At 71.5% G+C, this 20228-nt stretch carries 18 protein-coding genes and 2 tRNA genes; 11 read left to right on the forward strand and 9 right to left on the reverse strand.

The features are described from left to right. Positions 1 to 16: 16 nt before the first annotated feature. Positions 17 to 778, forward strand: coding sequence for an AIM24 family protein (locus tag ACZ6MA_RS15365; RefSeq protein ID WP_469434006.1), 762 nt, complete (start codon positions 17 to 19; stop codon positions 776 to 778). A 52-nt stretch (positions 779 to 830) separates the two neighbouring features. Here ACZ6MA_RS15365 and ACZ6MA_RS15370 read toward each other — a convergent pair whose 3' ends face one another. Both ACZ6MA_RS15370 and ACZ6MA_RS15375 read right to left on the reverse strand, forming a co-directional pair. Then, the gene (locus ACZ6MA_RS15370) at positions 831 to 1352 is read right to left on the reverse strand and encodes an NUDIX hydrolase (protein ID WP_469434008.1); all 522 of its coding nucleotides are present in this window, start codon (positions 1350 to 1352) and stop codon (positions 831 to 833) included. After that, complete coding sequence (locus tag ACZ6MA_RS15375; RefSeq protein WP_469434010.1) at positions 1349 to 2809, reverse strand: zinc-dependent metalloprotease; 1461 nt, start codon at positions 2807 to 2809, stop codon at positions 1349 to 1351. Before ACZ6MA_RS15375 ends, ACZ6MA_RS15370 begins: the two co-directional genes overlap by 4 nt. A gap of 192 nt (positions 2810 to 3001) precedes the next feature. Here ACZ6MA_RS15375 and ACZ6MA_RS15380 point away from each other — a divergent pair, with 192 nt between their 5' ends. The 4 genes from ACZ6MA_RS15380 to ACZ6MA_RS15395 all read left to right on the forward strand — a co-directional run bounded on the left by ACZ6MA_RS15380 (position 3002) and on the right by ACZ6MA_RS15395 (position 6277). Further along, positions 3002 to 4126: an SDR family oxidoreductase gene (locus tag ACZ6MA_RS15380; RefSeq protein WP_130879793.1), complete on the forward strand. Its 1125-nt coding sequence runs from the start codon at positions 3002 to 3004 to the stop codon at positions 4124 to 4126. 88 nt (positions 4127 to 4214) lie between these two features. Next, positions 4215 to 4694, forward strand: a complete 480-nt coding sequence (locus ACZ6MA_RS15385; protein WP_469434131.1) for a molybdenum cofactor biosynthesis protein MoaE — start codon at positions 4215 to 4217, stop codon at positions 4692 to 4694. A gap of 246 nt (positions 4695 to 4940) precedes the next feature. Further along, the gene (locus tag ACZ6MA_RS15390; protein ID WP_469434012.1) at positions 4941 to 5123 is read left to right on the forward strand and encodes a hypothetical protein; all 183 of its coding nucleotides are present in this window, start codon (positions 4941 to 4943) and stop codon (positions 5121 to 5123) included. A gap of 65 nt (positions 5124 to 5188) precedes the next feature. After that, complete coding sequence (locus tag ACZ6MA_RS15395; protein WP_469434014.1) at positions 5189 to 6277, forward strand: YlbL family protein; 1089 nt, start codon at positions 5189 to 5191, stop codon at positions 6275 to 6277. Between the two features lie 84 nt (positions 6278 to 6361). On the opposite strand, the gene ACZ6MA_RS15400 is transcribed toward ACZ6MA_RS15395, so the two are convergent. Beyond that, positions 6362 to 6940 carry a PPA1309 family protein gene (locus ACZ6MA_RS15400; RefSeq protein WP_469434015.1) on the reverse strand — a complete coding sequence of 193 codons (579 nt, stop codon included), beginning with the start codon at positions 6938 to 6940 and terminating at the stop codon, positions 6362 to 6364. Positions 6941 to 7083: 143 nt separating this feature from the next. On the opposite strand from ACZ6MA_RS15400, the gene ACZ6MA_RS15405 reads away from it, so the two are divergent. From ACZ6MA_RS15405 to ACZ6MA_RS15420, 4 genes are all read left to right on the forward strand, one after another. Next, a complete protein-coding gene (locus ACZ6MA_RS15405) occupies positions 7084 to 9966 on the forward strand; it encodes a UPF0182 family membrane protein (RefSeq protein ID WP_469434133.1) in 2883 nt (960 codons plus the stop codon). 51 nt (positions 9967 to 10017) lie between these two features. Further along, positions 10018 to 10091, forward strand: a tRNA-Met gene (locus tag ACZ6MA_RS15410). Between the two features lie 239 nt (positions 10092 to 10330). Then, entirely contained in the window at positions 10331 to 12298 is a 1968-nt protein-coding gene (locus ACZ6MA_RS15415; protein ID WP_469434017.1) for a tetratricopeptide repeat protein, read from the forward strand. A 422-nt stretch (positions 12299 to 12720) separates the two neighbouring features. Beyond that, positions 12721 to 12794, forward strand: a tRNA-Met gene (locus tag ACZ6MA_RS15420). Positions 12795 to 12878: 84 nt separating this feature from the next. Here the strand turns inward: ACZ6MA_RS15420 and ACZ6MA_RS15425 are convergent. Then, on the reverse strand, positions 12879 to 13295 hold the full coding sequence (locus ACZ6MA_RS15425; protein WP_184732813.1) for a Fur family transcriptional regulator: 417 nt from the start codon (positions 13293 to 13295) through the stop codon (positions 12879 to 12881). A gap of 182 nt (positions 13296 to 13477) precedes the next feature. Here ACZ6MA_RS15425 and ACZ6MA_RS15430 point away from each other — a divergent pair, with 182 nt between their 5' ends. Beyond that, positions 13478 to 14953 (forward strand): catalase, encoded by a 1476-nt coding sequence (locus ACZ6MA_RS15430; protein ID WP_469434019.1) that lies wholly within the window; start codon positions 13478 to 13480, stop codon positions 14951 to 14953. 135 nt (positions 14954 to 15088) lie between these two features. Here the strand turns inward: ACZ6MA_RS15430 and ACZ6MA_RS15435 are convergent, their stop codons facing one another. Together ACZ6MA_RS15435 and hisN are read right to left on the reverse strand one after the other, a co-directional pair. Beyond that, on the reverse strand, positions 15089 to 15499 hold the full coding sequence (locus ACZ6MA_RS15435; protein WP_469434021.1) for a CBS domain-containing protein: 411 nt from the start codon (positions 15497 to 15499) through the stop codon (positions 15089 to 15091). 246 nt (positions 15500 to 15745) lie between these two features. Continuing rightward, complete coding sequence (gene hisN / locus ACZ6MA_RS15440; protein ID WP_469434023.1) at positions 15746 to 16540, reverse strand: histidinol-phosphatase; 795 nt, start codon at positions 16538 to 16540, stop codon at positions 15746 to 15748. 123 nt (positions 16541 to 16663) lie between these two features. On the opposite strand from hisN, the gene ACZ6MA_RS15445 reads away from it, so the two are divergent. Beyond that, complete coding sequence (locus ACZ6MA_RS15445) at positions 16664 to 17311, forward strand: TetR/AcrR family transcriptional regulator (protein WP_469434025.1); 648 nt, start codon at positions 16664 to 16666, stop codon at positions 17309 to 17311. A gap of 122 nt (positions 17312 to 17433) precedes the next feature. Here ACZ6MA_RS15445 and ACZ6MA_RS15450 read toward each other — a convergent pair whose 3' ends face one another. The 3 genes from ACZ6MA_RS15450 to aroA all read right to left on the reverse strand — a co-directional run bounded on the left by ACZ6MA_RS15450 (position 17434) and on the right by aroA (position 20223). Next, entirely contained in the window at positions 17434 to 17757 is a 324-nt protein-coding gene (locus ACZ6MA_RS15450; protein WP_469434134.1) for a DMT family transporter, read from the reverse strand. 88 nt (positions 17758 to 17845) lie between these two features. After that, the gene (rsgA, locus tag ACZ6MA_RS15455; protein ID WP_469434026.1) at positions 17846 to 18850 is read right to left on the reverse strand and encodes a ribosome small subunit-dependent GTPase A; all 1005 of its coding nucleotides are present in this window, start codon (positions 18848 to 18850) and stop codon (positions 17846 to 17848) included. Between the two features lie 17 nt (positions 18851 to 18867). Then, complete coding sequence (aroA, locus tag ACZ6MA_RS15460; protein ID WP_469434028.1) at positions 18868 to 20223, reverse strand: 3-phosphoshikimate 1-carboxyvinyltransferase; 1356 nt, start codon at positions 20221 to 20223, stop codon at positions 18868 to 18870. Positions 20224 to 20228 lie beyond the last annotated feature (5 nt).

The raw sequence follows: 20228 nt of genomic DNA on the forward strand, positions 1-20228 counted from the left end.
GGGGGAGCGAAGATTTATGCAGAGCCCGCTTTTCGGCCACACCGAGGCCCAGTCCCAGGAGCGCTACGCGCTTCAGAACCCGCAGTTGCTGCGCGTCTGTCTCACCGGCCACGACGACGTCCTCGCCCGCAAGGGATCGATGGTCGCCTACCAGGGCATGATGGAGTTCGACGGCGAGTACCTGACACGCGGTCAGCAGAACGCCCGCGCCCACACCGGCGAGGTCCTGGACCTGATGCGCTGCTCGGGGCAGGGCACGGTCTATTTCGCCAACCTCGCGCAGTACGTCCACATCGTCGACGTCGACCACAACGGCCTGACCGTGGACGCCGCCTACGTCCTCGCGATGGACTCGACCCTGCACTGGGACACCATCGCGGTGGACAGCCAGTTCGGGATCTCCGGCTCGGGCGCCTACAACCTCGTCATCTCCGGGCAGGGCAAGGTCGCGCTCATGACCTCCGGCCAGCCCCTGATGCTCCAGGTCACCCCGGACAAGTACGTCAACGCCGACGCGGACGCCGTCGTGGCGTGGTCGACGTCGCTCGTCGTGCAGATGCAGGCGCCGACGTCCTCGTCGAGCGTCTGGCGGCGGCGCGGAAGCACCGGGGAGGGCTGGGAGCTGAACTTCCAGGGCCACGGCTACGCCCTCGTGCAGCCCAGTGAGCTGCTCCCGCCCCAGGGCGCGGAGATCGGCCAGGGGGCGCTGGCCCAGTACGGCCTCGGCCAGCAGGGGGCGCACGGCCAGAACCAGGGCAACATCTGGTCCAACCGCTGAGCGACGAGTAAGGGGCGCCACCCACTGGGTGGCGCCCCTTACCCATGGGCTCTCACAGCCGGGCGAGCGTCCGCTCCATCAGCCGCACGACCGACTCGTCGGCCACCGAGGCCACCTCGTCGTACGCGAACCAGCGCAGGTCCAGGGACTCGTCGCTGATGGCCTCCACCGCGCCCCGCGGGACCAGCGCCGCGTACTGCACGTCGAGATGCCAGTTGCAGGGCGAGGGGATCGGGTGCCGGTCCAGCCGGACCGGACCGCCCGGCAGCAGGGTCAGGCCCCCGATACCGGATTCCTCCGTCGCCTCGCGCAGCGCCGCCGCCGCGAGCGTGGCGTCACCGGGCTCGCAGTGGCCGCCCATCTGGAGCCACATCCGCAGCTTGCGGTGCAGCGTGAGCAGCACCTTGCCGCGCGCCGGGTCGATCACCAGGGCGCTCGCCGTGATGTGCCCGGCCCGACAGGGCTTCCACGTGCCGTCCGGGTGCGCGGCCAGGTGATCCAGGTAGAGATCGCGCAGCTCTTCCTGGTCGCCGTACTCCTTGAGGACGAGGACGGCGTTCTCATGAAGGCTCACTTGTCGCCTTCACCCTTCCCGTCGCCCTTTTCGCCCTTTTCCTCGTCCTTGGACGGATCCTCGGCGGAGCCCTTCGTCAGGTCCGGCTTCGCGGACCCGCCGCCGGCCGCTTCGCCCAGCATCTTGTCCAGCTCCGAGAAGTCCAGGTGCTCACGGTGCACGAAGCCGTCCGGGTCGTCCAGGTCGGCGGCCGTCGGCAGCATGTCCGGGTGCTCCCACAGGGCGTCACGGCCCTCCAGGCCCCGCGCGTCGGTCAGCGACGCCCACAGCCGCGAGGCGTCCCGCAGCCGGCGCGGCCGCAGCTCCAGACCGATCAGGGTGGCGAAGGTCTGCTCCGCCGGGCCACCGGACGCACGGCGGCGGCGCAGCGTCTCGCGCAGCGCGCCGGCCGACGGCAGGTGCGGCGAGGCGGCCGCGTGCACGACCGCGTCGACCCAGCCCTCGACCAGCGCGAGCGCCGTCTCCAGACGGGCGAGCGCCGCCTTCTGCTCGGGGGTGTCCTCCGGCTGGAACATGCCCTGCTGGAGGGCGTCCTGCAGCTGCTCCGGGTGCGCGGGGTCGAGCTGGCCGACCACGTCCTCCAGCTTGGAGGTGTCGACCTTGATGCCCCGGGCGTAGCCCTCGACGGCACCGAACAGATGCGAGCGCAGCCACGGCACATGGGCGAAGAGCCGCTGGTGGGCGGCTTCCCGCAGGGCCAGGTAGAGCCGGACCTCGTCCAGCGGCACACCGAGGCCGGAGCCCAGCGACGCGATGTTCACCGGAAGCAGCGCGGCCTTGCCCGCGGGACCGAGCGGCAGCCCGATATCGGTCGAACCGACCACCTCGCCGGCCAGCACGCCCACGGCCTGGCCGATCTGCTGGCCGAACATGGCCCCGCCCATCTGCCGCATCATCCCGAGCAGCGGGCCCGCCATGGCCTGCATCTCCTCGGGCAGCACATCGCCCATGGCGGCGCCGACGCGCTCGGCGACCGGGTCGACCAGGTCCTTCCACACCGGGAGGGTCGCCTCGACCCACTCCGCGCGACTCCAGGCGACCGCCGTGCCCGCGCCCGACGGCAGCGACGTCACCCCGTCCAGCCACAGGTCGGCCAGGCGCACGGCCTCCTCGACCGCGGCCCGCTCGCCCGGGGCGACGCTGGCGTCCTTGCCGCCGTCGGCGGTGCCCTGCGCGACGGTCTGCCGCGCGATGTCCTTGGCCATGTCCCAGTTCACCGGGCCGCCCTCGTAGGAGAGCATCTGGCCCAGCTGCTGGAACGCGGCGCCCAGGTCGCCCGGGTTCATGGAGCCGAACATCGCGGCGAAGGGGTTGTCCCCGCCGCCCGCGGCCCCGCCGAACCCGAACGGATTCGCCGGTCCCTGGCCGCCGCCCTGGCTGCCGTCCTTCTTCTTGCCGTCGTCGCCGTTCTCCGGCTCCTCCGGCGGAAGGCCGAATCCGAATGGGTTGTCACTCACGGGTTTCCTCGGCTCGTAGGGCCGCCGGCACGGAACCGACGGCGAATGCGCGACATCACTACCCAGCGTAGACACCTCCGCGGTATCCGGGCTTGGTGCTTCGCCGACCCGGGGCCTGCGGCAGGATGGACGTCACCTGGTACGTACGCGTCATCACACTTACGTACTGAAGACAACCGCTGGAGACGCCCGGTGAGTTCCCCCGACCGAGAAGTTCGCGCAGCGCGAAACGGTTCCGCGCGAGACAGTACGGCCCTGCCCGGCCGCCGACCCGTCGTCGCGGTCACCGGTGCCGCGAGCGGCGTCGGCGCGCTGCTCACGCAGCGGCTGGCCGCATCAGAAGAGATCAAGCAGGTCGTGGCGATAGACGAGCGCCGTGGCGACGTGACCGAGGCACAGTGGCATGTGCTGGACGTCCGCGACCCGGCGATCGCGGAAAAGCTGCGGGGTGCCGACGTCGTCGTCCACCTCGCCCTCGACCTCGACCTGGAGACCGACCCCGCGGCCCGCACCGCCTACAACGTGCGCGGCACCCAGACCGTGCTCACCGCCGCCGCGGCCGCCGGGGTGCACCGCGTCGTGCTGTGCACCTCCGCGATGGTCTACGGGGCGCGGCCCGACAACGCCGTACCGCTCGCCGAGGACGCCGAGCTGCGCGCGACCGCCGAGGCCACCGGCGTCGGCGACCTGCTGGAGATCGAACGGCTCGCCAAGCGCGCACCCCGCGCGCACCCGGGGCTGAACGTCACCGTGCTGCGCCCCGCCGTCCTCGTCGGCGGCACCGACACCGCCCTGACCCGCTACTTCGAGTCGCCCCGCCTCCTGGTGGTCGCCGGATCCCGGCCGACCTGGCAGTTCTGCCATGTGGAGGACCTGGTGAGCGCCCTGGAGTTCGCCGCGCTGGAGAAGGCCGAGGGCGATCTCGCGGTCGGCTGCGACGGCTGGCTGGAGCAGGAGGAGGTCGAGGAGCTGACCGGCATCCGCCGCATGGAGCTGCCCTCGGCGGTCGCGCTGGGCGCGGCCTCCCGGCTGCACCGGCTGGGCCTGACCCCGTCGCCCGCGGGTGACCTCGAGTACACGATGCACCCGTGGGTGGTCAGCGGCAGCCGGCTGCACGACGCCGGCTGGCGGCCGCGCTGGACCAACGAGGAGGTCCTCGCGGAGCTGCTGGAGGAGGTCGCCGGCCGGCACACGGTCGCGGGCCGCCGGCTCGGCCGCAAGGACGCCACCACGCTGGGTGCCGCGGGCGCGACCGTCGCCCTGGTGGGCACCGCCGCGCTGGTCCGCCGTGCCCGCAAGGCGCGCCGCCGCCTGTAGGCCGCGCGGGCCTCTGGAGGACCCTCCGACGGCGGGCCGGGCGGCCTGGTGGAACACCATGCACCACCACCGCCCCGCGTGCGGCACGATGGACCGTATGGCCCGTACGTATGACCGCTCCGGCGGCCACCCCGGTGAGCTGCCCGCCCTGGATCCGATCCGTCTCCTCGCCGTCCGCGACACCCCCCTGTCGCTCGACGAGGTCTTCGCGGCGGTCGGCGACGACGCCGCGGGGGGCACGGCGCTCTTCGTGGGCACGGTGCGCGACCACGACGGCGGCGCGGACGTGGCCGGGCTCGGCTACTCCGCGCACCCCACGGCCGAGGCCGAGCTGCGCCGCGTCGCGGAGAAGGTCGCGGCGGACTTCCCGGTTCGTGCGCTCGCCGCGGTGCACCGGGTGGGGGAGCTGGCCATCGGCGACCTGGCGGTCGTGGTGGCCGTCTCCTGCCCGCACCGGGCGGAGGCCTTCGCGGCGTGCCGCCGCCTGATCGACGACCTCAAGGCGGAGGTCCCGATCTGGAAACACCAGAAGTTCGCGGACGGCACCCAAGAATGGGTCGGCGCGTAGCGCCGTCGGCGGTGGGGGCACCTCCCAGCGGTAGCTGGGGGAGGGTCGGCGCGTAGCGCCGTCGGCGGTGGGGGCACCTCCCGGCGGTAGCTGGGGGAGGGTCGGCGCGTAGCGCCGTCTTCGCAGGCCGGACCACGGTTGGCCGACCCCGGTTGCGTAACCGGGCCCCTGACGTAAGCGTTGAGACGGCGGACGTTTAATCTGCTCATCAGTCAGATGTGGTTCGGAAGGGGTCGGGAGGCCGGCATGGCGGCACTTGCGTGGTTGCTGATCCCCGTCGCCGCGGCTGTCGCCGCCGCCCTGTGGGGGAGTTGGGCGGCCCGTAACCGCAAGGTCGGCGACGTCGCGGAGCTGGCGGGCTACGAGCGGTTCCGCGCCGCCATGGAGCGCCGCGAGTCCGGCGTCTCGCAGGGCTCCGACGCGGCCTAGCGGGCCCTGCCCCGTACGGACCGCCCCGGGGGTGGACTGTCGGACCCGTCCCGTACTGTCGTTCCATGCCCCGCCGCACCGCGACGATGCTCGCCTCCCTCTTGATGCTGATCGCGCTGCTCTGCGCAGGCGTGCTGATCCCCGTGCCCTACGCGGAGATGTCGCCGGGGCCGACGTACAACACCCTCGGCGAGCACGACGGGGAGCCGGTGCTCCAGATCTCCGGCCGCAAGACGTACCCGACCAGCGGCCATCTCAATATGACGACGGTCCGCGTCACCGGCTCGCAGTACCGGATGAATCTGTTCGAAGCGGTCTACGGCTGGCTCGCGCACGACAATCTGGTGGTCCCGCACAGCACGCTCTACCCGGACGACAAGACTCCGGACCAGCTGAACCAGGAGACCGCCGAGGAGTTCAGCCAGTCCCAGGAGAGCGCCAAGGTCGCGGCGCTCAAGGAGCTGAAGATCCCGGTCGGCACGCGCGTCGTCGTGGCGTCGGTCGTCAAGGGCAGCCCGGCCGAGGGCACCCTGCACGCGGGCGATGTGATCAAGGCCGTCGACGGTACGGAGATCAAGCAGCCCGGTGACGTGGCCAAGCTGGTCACCCGGCACCGGCCCGGCCAGCAGGTCTCCTTCCGGGTCGTCCCGGCCAGGGAGGCGGCCGCGGCGGAGAAGGAGAAGCGGGCACCGAGGCAGGAGCAGACGGTCACCCTCGTCACGGGCAAGGCGCCCGACAAGCGGGCCGTGGTCGGCATCCAGGCCGGGCTGGACCACACCTTCCCGTTCTCGATCAACATCAAGCTGACGGACGTCGGCGGGCCGAGCGCCGGGCTGATGTTCGCCCTCGGGATAGTCGACAAACTCACCCCCGAGGACCTCACCGGCGGGAAGTTCATCGCCGGTACGGGCACGATCGACGACAACGGCAAGGTCGGACCGATCGGCGGGATCGAGATGAAGACGGTCGCCGCCCGCGCCAAGGGCGCCCGGTTCTTCCTCACGCCCAAGGACAATTGCGCGGCGGCCGCCAAGGACACACCCAAGGGCCTCACGCTCGTCAAGGTCGACACCATAGGTGACGCGAGGAAGGCCCTGGAGAAGATCCGCGAGGGCGACGCGGCGGGCCTGCCGAGCTGTTCGACGGGCCGCTGAGGCCTGCCCGGCGGTGTCCGTAACAGCCGGACGGGCCGGCCGGCTGGGCTCAGCCGATCCGGCCCGTCCGGACGTGGGCGGGCGTCAGCCCTCGAACGTGGCCGCGAGGGCCTCGGCCAGGCCGGGGACGAGGTCGGCCCCGGTCAGCACCTCGTTCGGCGAGTCCTTCTCTCGCAGCCGCAGCGCCGACTCGCGCGCCCCGTCACGCAGCACCGCGACGGTCATCCGGACCTCCTGCCGGTCCGGGTGCGCCGCGACCCACTTGGCGAGCTGCTTCTCGTTCATCCCGTTGGGCACGGTCCCCTCGGCGGACGGCGGCAGCATCAGCCGCTCCACGGTCAGGGCGCAGCCGACCACCGCGTCGGGCCAGGCGATGGTGCCGAGGAATTTGTCGAGGGCGGTGCCGCGCGGCAGCTCGTCCTGCTCGATCGGGGTGTAGGAACCGGCGTTGCCGGGCGTTTCGTCGAGGCCGAGCTGGGCGGCCAGGCCGGGCTCTTGGGCGCGCAGTTTCGCGGTGTCGACCAGGGCGAAGAGACGGGCGGGCTGGTCCCAGCCGAGGCCGGAGGCGTACTCGTCGATTTCGAGCACGGCTCGGGTCAGCGGGCTGGCGGCCATCGGGGTGCCGGGTTCGGAAGGGCTGGGGAAGCTGGGAAAGCTGGACATGGTCACAATCGTGCCCTGAGAGTGACCAAAAACGGGAACTGAGTAAAGCCTCGGTAAGTTGCCACACTGGGTCCTACTATCGCTGGGCCTGATCGACAGCTTCATCGACAGCGAACTTCGAGGTGCGCACCTTGGCTTTCCAGATGCCGGACCGCGGCGGAGGCCCGACGAGGCCACGGATGAGAGTCGGCCGCCCGTCCCGGCGTGTCCGGACCCTGCTCATGACCCTGGGCGTGCTGGCCGTGCTGGCCATGCTCTTCGTCATGTTCGCGGGGTATTGGACGCAATGGCTCTGGTACCGCTCCGTGCACTACTCGTCCGTCTTCACCACCACCCTGGGCACCAAGATCGGCCTGTTCGCGGTCTTCGGACTGCTGATGGCCCTCGCGGTGGGATTCAACATCTGGCTGGCGCACCGGCTGCGGCCGCCGCTGAGCGCGATGTCGGGGGAGCAGGAGAGCCTCGACCGCTACCGGATGAGCATCGCGCCCTACAAGAAGTGGGTGCTGCTCGCCATCGCCTCGCTCGTCGGCCTCGTCGCCGGCGCGTCCGCGGCCGGCCAGTGGCGCACCTGGCTCCAGTGGGTCAACGCCGTGCCCTTCGGCAAGACGGACCCGCAGTTCCACAAGGACATCGCGTTCTACACGTTCGATCTGCCCTGGTACCGCTTCCTGCTGAGCTTCGGCTTCGCGGCCACGGTCCTGTCGCTGATCGCCGCGACCCTGGTGCACTACCTCTACAACGGTCTGCGGCCCACCAGCCCGGGCGCGCGGGCCACCGCCGCGGCCACCGGCCACCTGTCGGTGCTGCTCGGCGTCTTCGTCACGCTCAAGGCCGTCGCCTACTGGCTCGACCGGTACAGCCTGGCGGTGAAGTCCAGCGGGCTGAAGTCCACCGAGGGCTGGACCGGTCTGCGGTACGTCGACGCCAACGCCTTCCTGCCGGCCAAGACGATCCTGTTCATCATCGCGCTGATCTGCGCCGTGCTGTTCTTCGCGACGCTCTGGCGGCGAACCTGGCAGCTGCCGGTCATCGGCTTCGGCCTGATGGTGCTCTCGGCGGTCCTGATCGGCGGGCTCTACCCGGCGATCGTGCAGAAGTTCCAGGTCCAGCCGAACGAGCAGGCCAAGGAAGCCCCGTACATCAAGAAGAACATCACCGCGACGCGCGAGGCCTACGGCATCGACGGCTCGCAGGTGAAGGACTACGCGGGCACCAGCGACCTCAAGGACAAGGACAAGCAGAAGCTGCGCGACGCGGCCGACTCGACCGCCAGTCTGCGGATGCTCGACCCGAACATCGTCTCGCCCACGTTCCAGCAACTCCAGCAGGTCCGCGGGTACTACCAGTTCCCGTCCACCCTGGACGTCGACCGCTACAAGGTGGACGGCAAGGAGACGGACACGGTCGTCGGTCTGCGCGAGCTGAACATCAACGGCATCCCCGAGCGCAATTGGATCAACGACCACTTCAAGTACACCCACGGCTACGGCGCCATCACCGCGAAGGGCACCGCCACCGTCGGTGAGGGCGACCCGGACTTCACCGAGAAGAACCTGCCGACCACCGGCAAGCTCGGCTCGTACGAGCAGCGGGTGTACTACGGCGAGAAGACGACGCAGTACTCGATCGTCGGCGGGCCGCAGAAGGAGCTGGACTACTCCGGCGACAAGGGCGAGAAGAGCTACAGCTACCAGGGCAAGAGCGGGGTGAACCTCTCGAACCCGATCAACCGGGCCGCCTACGCGGTGGCCTTCGGCGAGCCGCAGATCCTCTACGCGGGCGCCATCGGCGAGGGTTCGCGGATCCTGTACAACCGCACGCCCAAGGAGCGCGTCGAGGCGGTCGCCCCATGGCTGACCATCGACGGCGACGCCTATCCGGCGGTCGTCGGCGGGCGCATCCAGTGGATCGTGGACGCCTACACCACGACCAACGGCTACCCGTACGCGTCCCGTACGACCCTCGGTGACACGACGGCGGACTCGCTGACGACCGGACAGCGGGCGGTGGTGGCCCAGCAGAACCAGGTCAACTACATCCGCAACTCGGTGAAGGCGACCGTGGACGCCTACGACGGCACGGTGAAGCTGTACCAGTGGGACACCGAGGACCCGGTGCTCAAGACCTGGATGAAGGCGTTCCCGGGAACGGTGAAGGCCAAGAGCCAGATCAGCTCGGACCTGATGGACCACATGCGCTACCCGCAGGACCTCTTCAAGGTCCAGCGTGAGCTGCTCACCCGCTACCACGTCACCAACCCGGGCACGTTCTACACCGGCAGCGAGCGCTGGGAGGTGCCGAACGACCCGACCACCAAGTCGAAGAACGCGGTGCCGCCGTACTACCTCAGCATGAAGATGCCGGACCAGCGGGAGCAGGCGTTCTCGCTGACGACGACGCTGACGCCGAAGAGCCGCGAGAACCTCGGCGCCTTCATGGCCGTCGACGCCGACGCCAAGAGTCCCGAGTACGGCAAGATCAGAATCCTCAAACTGCCGTCCGAGACCACGGTGTCGGGCCCCCAGCAGGTGCAGAGCAAGTTCAACGGTGACCCCGAGATCGCCAACAAGATCAATATCTTGAAACGCGGGGACTCCGAGATCGAGTACGGCAATCTGCTGACCGTGCCGCTCGACGGCGGGTTGCTCTACGTCGAGCCGGTCTATGTGCGCGGTGCCGGCACGAACTTCCCCCGGCTCAAGAAGGTGCTGGTGACCTACGGGGAGAAGACCGCCTTCGAGGACGACCTCACCAAGGCGCTGGACGTGGTCTTCGGGGTCAGGAGCCCCGAGACCCCGACGAAGCCGCCGGGGGACACTCCCACGAAGCCGCCGTCCCAGGACCCCACGGTCAAGCAGGCCCTGAAGGACGCCCAGGACGCCTTCGACGCGAGCCAGAAGGCGCTCGACGACAAGGACTGGACGGCCTACGGCAAGGCCCAGCAGAGCTTGAAGGAGGCCCTGGACCGGGCCGCCAAGGCCGAGGCGAAGGCCGCCGAGAAGGCCGCCAAGCCGGGGAGCTGAGCGGCCCGGTAAGGCCCCACCCCGCGCCGTGGTACGGTTGTTTCACAACGGCGCGGGGTGGAGCAGCTCGGTAGCTCGCTGGGCTCATAACCCAGAGGTCGCAGGTTCAAATCCTGTCCCCGCTACTTAAAGACAAGGCCCGGAGTCCTCGGACTCCGGGCCTTGTCGTGTGTCCGGGGCGGGGTGTCCCGAAAATTCGGTGACCCGTACCCCGGCGCGCCGTGGCCTGTGGGGGTTGTGTGCGGGGCTTCTGAATAGAGTTTGCACCACGGCCGTGTCGGGAAGTCGGGAAGTCGACAAAACGCTCAAGTGACCTCATCGGCTGCGGTATACCAGGTGTACGCGGGTTGCGGGTGGTGCGACGATGGGTCTTATGGGGGACAGGACGAGGTTGTTGGGGACACGTCGGCTTGTGGAGGCTCCCGGTGACGGGAGCGATCAGGTACCGCAGGTGCTCGGCTCGGAGACGACCGGCCCCGGCGAGAGCGCCGACGCGGGCGACCTCGCCGCCGAGGCGGCCGACCTCGAACTCGAAACCGCCCGGCGCCGGGCCGAGGAGTCCGGTGATCCCGCCGCCCTCAGCATGCTCGGCGCGCTGCTGCTGCGCCGGGGCGACCTGGACGGTGCCGAGCGTCATCTGAGGGCCGCGACCGCCGCCGGCGACCGGTCCGCCGCCAACAACCTGGGCGTACTGCTGCACCAGCGCGGTTACGCCGACGAGGCCGCCTCCTGGTGGCGCGTCGCCGCCGTCGCCGGTTCCGCCGCCGCGGCCCACGCCCTCGGCCGCTACCACCGCGAGCGCGGCGACGAGCCCGCCGCCGAGTACTGGCTGCGGCAGTCCGCCGAGTCCGGGCACGCCCTCGGCGCGTACGCCCTCGCGGATCTGCTGGAGCACCGCAGCGACGTGGGCGCGGAGCGCTGGTTCCGGTCCGCCGCCGAGCGCGGGCACCGCGAGGCCGCGTACCGTCTCGCGCGCATTCTCGACGGCCGGGCGCCGCGCCGCGGCACGGGCCCCGGTGGTCTCGGCGGGCTGGCCGGGCTCGCTGACGGCCCCGGGGGCCTCGGCCCCTCCACCGGCACCCGCTACGCCTCCGCCGGCGGCGTCGACACCTCGGTCCGTGATCTGCGGGCCGCGGCGGCGGGCCGCCGTGACGAGGGCGCAGCCGGCGAGGCCGAGCAGTGGTACCGCCAGGCCGCCGCCCGCGGCCACCGGCGCGCCGCCCTGCACCTGGGCACCCTGCTGGAGGCGCGCGGCGAGATCCAGGAGGCCGGGCGCTGGTACCTGACGTCCGCCAAGGACGGGGAGTCGCGCGCCGCGTGCGCCCTCGGCTTCCTGCTGCGCGACGCCGGTGACATGGAGAGCGCCGCGATCTGGTGGCGCCGTGCCGCCCAGGACGGCGACGGCAACGCGGCCAACGCACTGGGCGCGCTGCACGCCGACCGCGGCGAATCGCAGCAGGCCGAGCGCTGGTACCGGGCCGCGCTCGACGCCGGTGACGTCAACGGCGCGTACAACCTCGGGCTGCTCTGCGCCGAGCAGGGACGCACCGCGCAGGCCGAGCAGTGGTACCGCCGCGCCGCCTACGCCGGCCACCAGGAGGCCGCGAACGCGCTGGCCGTGCTGCTGCTGCAGGGCGGCGACTCCGCCGGGGCCGAACCCTGGTTCTCCAAGGCCGCCGAGGCGGGCAGCGTCGACGCCGCGTTCAACCTGGGCATCCTCTACGCCGGGCGGGACGAGGAGCGGTCGGCCTTCGAGTGGTACGAGCGCGCCGCGGCCGCCGGCCACACCGACGCGGCCCTCCAGGTCGCCATGGTCCTGCTGCGGGACGGTGAGGACGAGGAGGCCGAGCGTCATCTGCGGGTCGCCGTGCGCGGCGGCAGCGCCGAGGCCGCCTTCCGGCTGGGCGCGCTGCTCGACCGCGACGACGACACGTGGGAGGAGTGCGAGAAGTGGTACGAGCACGCCGCCCGGCAGGGCCACCGGCGGGCCCAGGTGCGGCTCGGCATGCTCGTCGCGGCGCGCGGCGACGTGGTCGAGGCCGCGCACTGGTACCGCCAGGCCGCCGAGGCCGGCAGCCGTAACGGCGCCTTCAACCTCGGGCTGCTGCTCGCGCGCGAGGGCAGCGAGCCGGAGGCGGCTCTGTGGTGGGCCAGGGCCGCCCAGGCCGGCCACGGCCGGGCCGCACTCCGGCTCGCCCTGCTGGCGGCCCGGCGCGGCAACCTGGCCGAGGGCCAGCACTGGTGCGCCCGCGCCGTCGAACTCGGCCCGGCGGAGGTAGCCGAACGCGCGGCGCGCCTGCGCGATGCGCTGCAGCAGGAACTCTCGGCGTAGCGGGCCTTCCGCCGCCCGCACCGCTGCCCTTAGCGCCGCCGGACGGGCTGGGGGTGTCCTGTCCTCAACCGCCGGACGGGCTTGGCGTGGGGTGTCCTCAATCGCCGGACGGGCTTGATTGGGCTGAGGCCAGCCATCAAACCCGTCCGGGCCGTTTGGCTGGGGCTGCCACATCAGTCCGCATGGGCTGGTTTCAGCTGGGGGCCAGCCATCTCAAGCCCGTCCGGCGATTGAGGACGCGCCCGCAGGGCGCCCGCCGCCGCAGGCGGCAAGAGGACGGCCCGCAGCCGAAAGACCGCCGGTCCGGCGAAAGGCGGCACGGACGGCCCGCCCCCGGGCCGCGGGGCTCCTGACCAGGCCGGAGGCCGTTCGCTTACGCGTTTGCCCGCAGCGCCGTCGGCGGGTTACAGTTGGGTCAACGACGCGGGGTGGAGCAGCTCGGTAGCTCGCTGGGCTCATAACCCAGAGGTCGCAGGTTCAAATCCTGTCCCCGCTACTCGAAGACAAGGCCCGGATCCTTCCAAGGATCCGGGCCTTCGTCGTACCCCGCCCCCGGGGCCGCCCCCCCCCGGAGGGGGGATCACGCCGTCGAGCAGTTCGGGCAGATGCCGCGGTAGGTCACCTCGACCGCCGAGACCTGGAAGCCGAAGCGCTCGTGCGCCGGGAGGTCGGCGAGCAGGTCCCCGGAGGGGTGGACGTCGCGGATCGTGCCGCACCGCGAGCACACCAGGTGCTGGTGCGCGTGGTGCGCGTTCGGGTCGTAGCGCTTGGCGCGCCCGTCCGTGCTCACTTCGAGGATCTCGCCCAGGGACACCAGCTCGCCGAGCGTGTTGTACACCGTCGCGCGCGAGATCTCGGGCAGCAGATCGGTGGCCTTGGCGTGCACCTCGTCGGCGGTGTAGTGCACGTGGTCCCCGTCGAGGACCTCGGCGACGACGCGTCGCTGCGCGGTCAGCCGCCAGCCGCGTCCCCGGAGTCGTTCCAGCAGGTCACTCATGCCATCACCTATCAGTCAGATAGGACCAGCGTAGCAGCGGGACCTGTCCACCCATGGATTGCGTATTCATCTCTGATCCATCTTGACTTAGACAAAGTCCAATGTAGGATCGAGTTCGGCTCGGGCCTCCGGATCAGGGGGCGCAGGGGTCCGGTGACAGGGACGAAAAAACGGAGGCGCACGTGTCGGTTCAGGGCGAGGCCATATCGGGAACGGGTCCGCTGACCACGGAGTCCGGAGCTCCGGTCGCGGACAACCAGAACAGCGAGTCCGCGGGCCTCGGCGGCCCCGTCCTGGTGCAGGACCAGTCGCTGATGGAGAAGCTCGCGCACTTCAACCGCGAGCGGATCCCGGAGCGCGTCGTGCACGCCCGGGGCGCCGGGGCGTACGGCACCTTCACCGTGACGGCGGACGTCACCCCGTACACCCGGGCCAAGTTCCTGTCCGAGGTGGGCAAGCAGACCGAGACGTTCCTGCGCTTCTCCACCGTCGCGGGCAACCTCGGTTCGGCCGACGCGGTGCGCGACCCCCGCGGTTTCGCGCTGAAGTTCTACACCGAAGAGGGAAACTACGACCTCGTCGGCAACAACACCCCGGTGTTCTTCATCAAGGACGCCATCAAGTTCCCCGACTTCATCCACACCCAGAAGCGCGACCCGTACACCGGCTCGCAGGAGGCGGACAACGTCTGGGACTTCTGGGGCCTGTCGCCGGAGTCCACGCACCAGGTGACCTGGCTCTTCGGTGACCGCGGCATCCCGGCCACGCTGCGCCACATGAACGGCTACGGCTCGCACACCTACCAGTGGAACAACGAGGCCGGCGAGGTCTTCTGGGTCAAGTACCACTTCAAGACCGACCAGGGGATCAAGAACCTCACCACCGCGGAGGCCAATCAGCTCTCCGGCATGGACCCCGACAGCCACCAGCGGGATCTGCGCGAGTCCATCGAGCGCGGGGACTTCCCGAGCTGGACCGTGCAGGTGCAGATCATGCCGGCGGCCGACGCGGCGACCTACCGCTTCAACCCGTTCGACCTCACCAAGGTGTGGCCGCACGCGGACTACCCGCCGATCGAGATCGGCAAGCTGGAGCTCAACCGCAACCCGGAGAACATCTTCGCGGAGGTCGAGCAGTCGATCTTCTCTCCGGCGCACTTCGTGCCGGGCATCGGCCCGTCCCCGGACAAGATGCTCCAGGGCCGCCTGTTCGCCTACGGCGACGCCCACCGCTACCGCGTCGGCATCAACGCCGACCACCTGCCGGTGAACCGCCCGCACGCCACCGAGGCCCGGACGAACAGCCGTGACGGCTACGCCTACGACGGCCGGCACGGCCGCGCCAAGAACTACGAGCCCAACAGCTTCGGCGGGCCGCAGCAGACCGGCCGGGCGCTGTGGCAGCCCATCGAGGTCACCGGATACACCGGCAGCACCGACGCCCCCTCGCACGCCGAGGACAACGACTTCGTCCAGGCGGGCAACCTCTACCGGCTGATGTCGGAGGAGGAGAAGGGCCGGCTGATCGAGAACCTCGCCGGCTTCATCGCCAAGGTGTCGCGCGACGACATCGCCGAGCGCGCGATCGACAACTTCCGCCAGGCGGACCCCGACTACGGCAAGCGGCTGGAAGCCGCGGTCCAGGCCCTGCGCGGCTGAGTCCTGCGGCGGCCCGGCCGCCGCAGGACTGTCCCGACCAGTCGCTTGCCGTATCCACCGGAGGGACCGGACGCCAATGGGCTCCGGTCCCTCCGGCTTTTCTCCCTCCGGCTCTCCCCGGAGGCCGTGACGCGCTCAGCCCGCCAGTACGCCGGTCTGGGGGCGCCCGGCCCGCTCGGGCGCCCAGCGGCGGATGATGTCGCGGACCGACACGACGCCCACGGGCTCGTGGCCGTCGAGGACGATCAGATGCCGGAAGCCGCCGTGCGCCATGGCGGCCCCTGCCTCCTCCAGCGTCCAGTCCGGGGCCGCGAAGACGACGTCCGTCGTCGTATGGCCCTGCGCGGTCTCCCGGTCCGGGTCCTGGCCGGCGCCGACCGAGTTGAGGATGTCGCGCTCGGTGAGGATGCCGATCCCGCTGGTGTCCGGATCGAGGACGACCGCCGCCCCGATGCGCCGCGCGGACATCATCCGCGCGGCCTGCCTGAGGGTGTGGGCGGGGCCGATGGTGAGGACCACCGTGCTCATGGCGTCGCTGACGAGCATGGTCGGAGCCACCTCCTTGGCGGACTGTGAGTCCGAGAAAGGATTCACAAGTTCACAAGCTTGGGGCTGTCATCGTCACATGCTCGTGCGGGCACAACAAGGGGGCGTGCGGGAGTGGGATTTTCGGCCCGCGCGCTTCGACGGCCGTGTTTGAACCCAGGAGCGGTCTGAACCAGGAGCGTGGTGAACTCGGACCGGTTCGGCCGGGAGCGCGTCCTGACGGCGAACGGCTCCCGGCGGCGAGCCCTACTTGCTGAAATAGCCCAGCAGCTCGTCGTGGAGCAGCCCGTTCGACGCGGCGGCGTTGCCGCTGTGCGGGCCGGGACGCCCGTCCAGACCGGTGAAGCGGCCGCCCGCCTCCTCGACGATGACGACGTTCGCCGCCATGTCCCACAGCGACAGCTCCGGCTCCGCGCACATGTCCACCGACCCCTCGGCGACCATCATGTACGGCCAGAAGTCGCCGTAGCCGCGCGTCCGCCAGCAGTCGCGCGACAGGTCCAGGAAGCCCGGCAGCATGCCGCGCTCCTCCCAGCCCGACAGCGAGGAGTACGCGAACGACGCGTCCTCGATCCGGCCCACCCGCGAGGCCTGCAGCCGCGTCGCCGACAGCAGGCTGCGGCCGGTGAAGGCCCCCGAGTCCTTCGCCGCCCACCAGCGGCGGCCCAGCGCCGGCGCCGACACCACGCCCACGACCGGCTCGAAGCCGCCCTCGACCTGCGCCATCAGCGAGATCAGCGTGGCCCAGACCGGCACCCCGCGGACATAGTTCTTGGTCCCGTCGATGGGGTCGATCACCCACCGGCGCGGCCCCGCGCCCTCGGCCCCGAACTCCTCGCCCAGCACGGCGTCCCGAGGCCGGGCCCGCTGCAGATGGCCGCGGATCAGCTCCTCGGCGGCCTTGTCCGCCTCGCTCACCGGAGTCATGTCCGGTTTGGTCTCGACCTTGAGGTCGAGGGCCTTGAACCGGTCCATGGTCGCCGCGTCGGCGGCGTCCGCGAGGACGTGGGCCAGGCGCAGATCATCGTGGTAGTCGGACATGACTGCACAGTACCCGGGGGTGCCCCGCGGGCCCGTGCGGCCCGCCCGGGTCTTGACACCGTCTGGCGGTGCGTCAATTCTGAGCCCAGACCGTCGTGCGGCCGCACGGCCGGGGAGGCGACGATGCCCGCGGCACGAGAACTCTTGCTGGACGCGGCTTTCGTGGCGCTCGCAGCCCGGCCCTGGAACGGGGTCCGGATGGTCGACGTCGCGGCCGCCGCCGGGGTGTCCCGGCAGACGCTGTACAACGAATTCGGCGGCAAGGACGGCCTCGGACGCGCCCTGGTGCGCCGCGAGGCGGAGACGTTCCTCGCCGGGGTGGAGCGCACCCTCACCGACACCGTGACCCGTGGGGCCGCCGACCCCGGTGACCACTGCGCCGCCGTGGCGCTGTGGACCCTGCGGACGGCCCGGGCGAACCCGCTGGTGCGGGCGGTGCTCACCGGTTGCCGCGACGAGCGGCTCCCGGCCACCGTGCCCGTCGCCTTCCCGGCGCAGCGCGCCCGCCCGGAGACCCCGGTGCTGCGGGGGGCGCCCACGCCGACGGCGATGGCGGGGCAGATCCGGGACCGGGTCGCTGCCGGTGCGTTGGCCGCCCCTGTGCCGGCCGGTGCCTCGCCCGGGGGTGCTGTCGATCCGGACGCGGTCCGGGGGGCGTGTGCGGCCGCGGTCCGGCTGACGTTGTCCTACGTGCTCGCCCCGGGCGACTCCGACGAGGCCGTGGCGGTCGAGGTGGCGCGGCTCGTCCGCGCGCTTCTCGCACACGGTTGATCCGGGCGGCGGTTCTTCGGCCGATGGGCCTGTTGTGCCGCCTGCGGCGGCAAAGCGCCCTGCGGGCGCGTCCTCAATCGCCGGACGGGCTTGTTGTGGCCGGCCTCCACCCGACGCGCGGTCTAGTGGGACGAACCGGAGAGTTGGAGGCCGATGACGCCCACGATCACGAAGGCGATCGAGACGATCTTGAGGGTGGAGACCAGGTCGTCGAGGAAGATCATGCCGTAGATCGCCGTCCCGGCCGCGCCGATGCCCGTCCAGACGGCGTAGGCCGGGCCCACGTCGAGGCGTCTGAGCGAGAGCGTCAGCAGGCCGAAGCTACCGAGCGCGAAGCAGGCGAAGGCGATCGTGGGCCACAGCCGGGTGAAGCCATGGGAGAGCTTGAGGCAGACGGCGAAGCCGGTCTCCAGCAGTCCGGCGACCACGACCAGCAGCCACGCCATCAGATTGCCTCCCGTATCCGCGACCCGCGCCGTCTCTCCGGTGCTCAGCATGCCCTTGCCGCCGGCGGTCACTCGCAAACGTAGGCGATCAATCGCCTTCGCGCCGCTCCCGGGTCGCGAGCAGCCGCCGCAGGGAGTAGAGCCGCTGCGGGTCGGCGTGACCGTCCGTCACCCACTGGTCCAGGGCGCAGTCCGGTTCGTCGTGGCTGCACGCGCGCGGGCATTCCTCCGTGCCGGGCACCAGATCGGGGAAGGCGAGGATGACCCGCGAGGGGTCCACGTGGTGCAGTCCGAAGGAGCGGACGCCCGGGGTGTCGATCACCCAGCCGGTGTCGCCCGGCAGGGGCAGGGCCAGCGCCGAGGTCGTCGTGTGGCGGCCGCGGCCGGTGACCGCGTTGACGTGGCCGGTGGCCCGCTGCCGCTCGACGAGCGCGTTGACGAGGGTGGTCTTGCCGACGCCCGAGTGTCCGACGAACGCGGTGACCCGGTCCGTCAGCCGCTCCCGGACCCGCTCGGCGGCGGCTCCCTCGGCCAGCTCCGCACGGCTGGTCACCACGTACGGCACGCCCAGTGCCCCGTAGGACTCCAGGAGCTTGTCGGGCGAAGCCAGGTCCGACTTGGTCAGCACGAGCAGCGGCTCCAGCCCCGCGTCGTACGCCGCGACCAGACAGCGGTCGATGAGCCGGGGCCGGGGCTCGGGGTCGGCGAGGGCGGTGACGATCGCGAGCTGGTCGGCGTTGGCGACGACGACCCGCTCGTAGGGGTCGTCGTCGTCGGCCGTACGGCGCAGCACGGAGGAGCGCGCCTCGACCCGGACGATCCGCGCCAGGGTGTCCTTGGCGCCGCTCAGGTCGCCCACCACGGCGACCCGGTCGCCCACCACGGCACCCTTGCGCCCCAGTTCGCGGGCCTTCATCGCGATGATGGTGCGGTCCTCGACGAGGACGTGCAGCCGGCCCCGGTCGACGGTGAGGACGAAGCCCTCGGAGGCGTCCTCGTGCTTGGGGCGGATGTTGGTGCGGGGACGGTTGCCCTTGCGGTTGGGGCGGACGCGGATGTCGTCCTCGTCGGGGTTCTTGCCGTAGCGGCGCATGGTGCTCTTCCGCTCTCTCAGACTCTGCCTGCCGGGGCCGCCCCGGCGACCGGCCCGAGCATGCCGGTCCACAGGGCCGGGAAGTCGGGGAGGGTTTTGGCGGTGGTGGCCACGTTCTCCACCTGGACGCCTTCGACGGCCAGGCCGATGACGGCGGCCGCGGTGGCGAGCCGGTGGTCCTCGTAGGTGTGGAAGACACCGCCGTGCAGGGCGCGCGGGCGGATGTGCAGGCCGTCCTCGGTCTCGGTGACGTCACCGCCCAGCTCGTTGATCTCCTTGGCGAGGGCCGCGAGCCGGTCGGTCTCGTGCAGCCGCAGATGGGCGATGCCGCGCAGCACGGACTCGGAGTCGGCGAGGGCGGCGACCGCCGCGATCACCGGCGACAGCTCGCCGACCTCGTGCAGATCGGCGTCGATGCCGGTGATCCGGCCGGTGCCGGTGAAGGTCAGACCGGCCTCGGTCAGCTCGCAGCTGCCGCCCATGGCGGTGAAGATCTCCCGCAGCGCGTCGCCCGGCTGGGTGGTGTGCTCGGGCCAGTCGGGGATGGTGACCTTGCCGCCGGTGACCAGGGCGGCCGCCAGGAACGGCGCCGCGTTGGACAGGTCGGGCTCCACGACGATGTCCCGGCCGAGCAGGGCGCTGGGGGAGACCCGCCAGACGTCCGGCTCGCCGCCGGACTCCGGGGTGTCGACCTGGGCACCGGCCATCCGCAGCATGTCCACGGTCATCCGGATGTGCGGCATCGAGGGCAGCACACCACCGGTGTGGCGCACCTCGACCCCCTGGTTGAAGCGCGGCCCGGACAGCAGCAGCGCGCTCACGAACTGCGACGAGGAGGACGCGTCGATCTCCACCGGCCCGCCGTCCAGGGCACCGCCGCCGTGCACGGTCAGCGGCAGCGCGCCGCGCTCGTTGTCGTCGATGCGGGCGCCGAGGGAGCGCAGCGCGTCGATCACGCCGTGCAGCGGGCGCTCGTAGCTGCGCGGGTCGCCGTCGAAGCGGATCGGGCCGTCGGCCAGGGCGGCGACGGGCGGCAGGAAACGCATGACCGTGCCGGCGTTGCCGACGTCGACGGTGGCCGGGCCGCGCAGCCGGGCGGGAATCACCCGCCATGCCTCGCCCTCGGAGTCGGCGGTGGCGGAGGACACCGTCTCCTCGATGCCGACGCCCATGGCGCGCAGCGCCTCGGCCATCAGCAGGGTGTCCCGCGAGCGCAGCGGCCGGCGGACCCAGCCGGGCTCGGCGGCGAGGGCGGCCAGTACGAGGGCGCGGTTGGTGACCGACTTCGAGCCGGGCACGGTGACGGTCGCGTCGACTGCTCCGGTCGCGGTCGGGGCGGGCCAGAGATCGGTGGGCGCGGGGCTCTCGGTCATGCCTT

It is taken from the genome of Streptomyces sp. NPDC042259 (assembly GCF_055582085.1).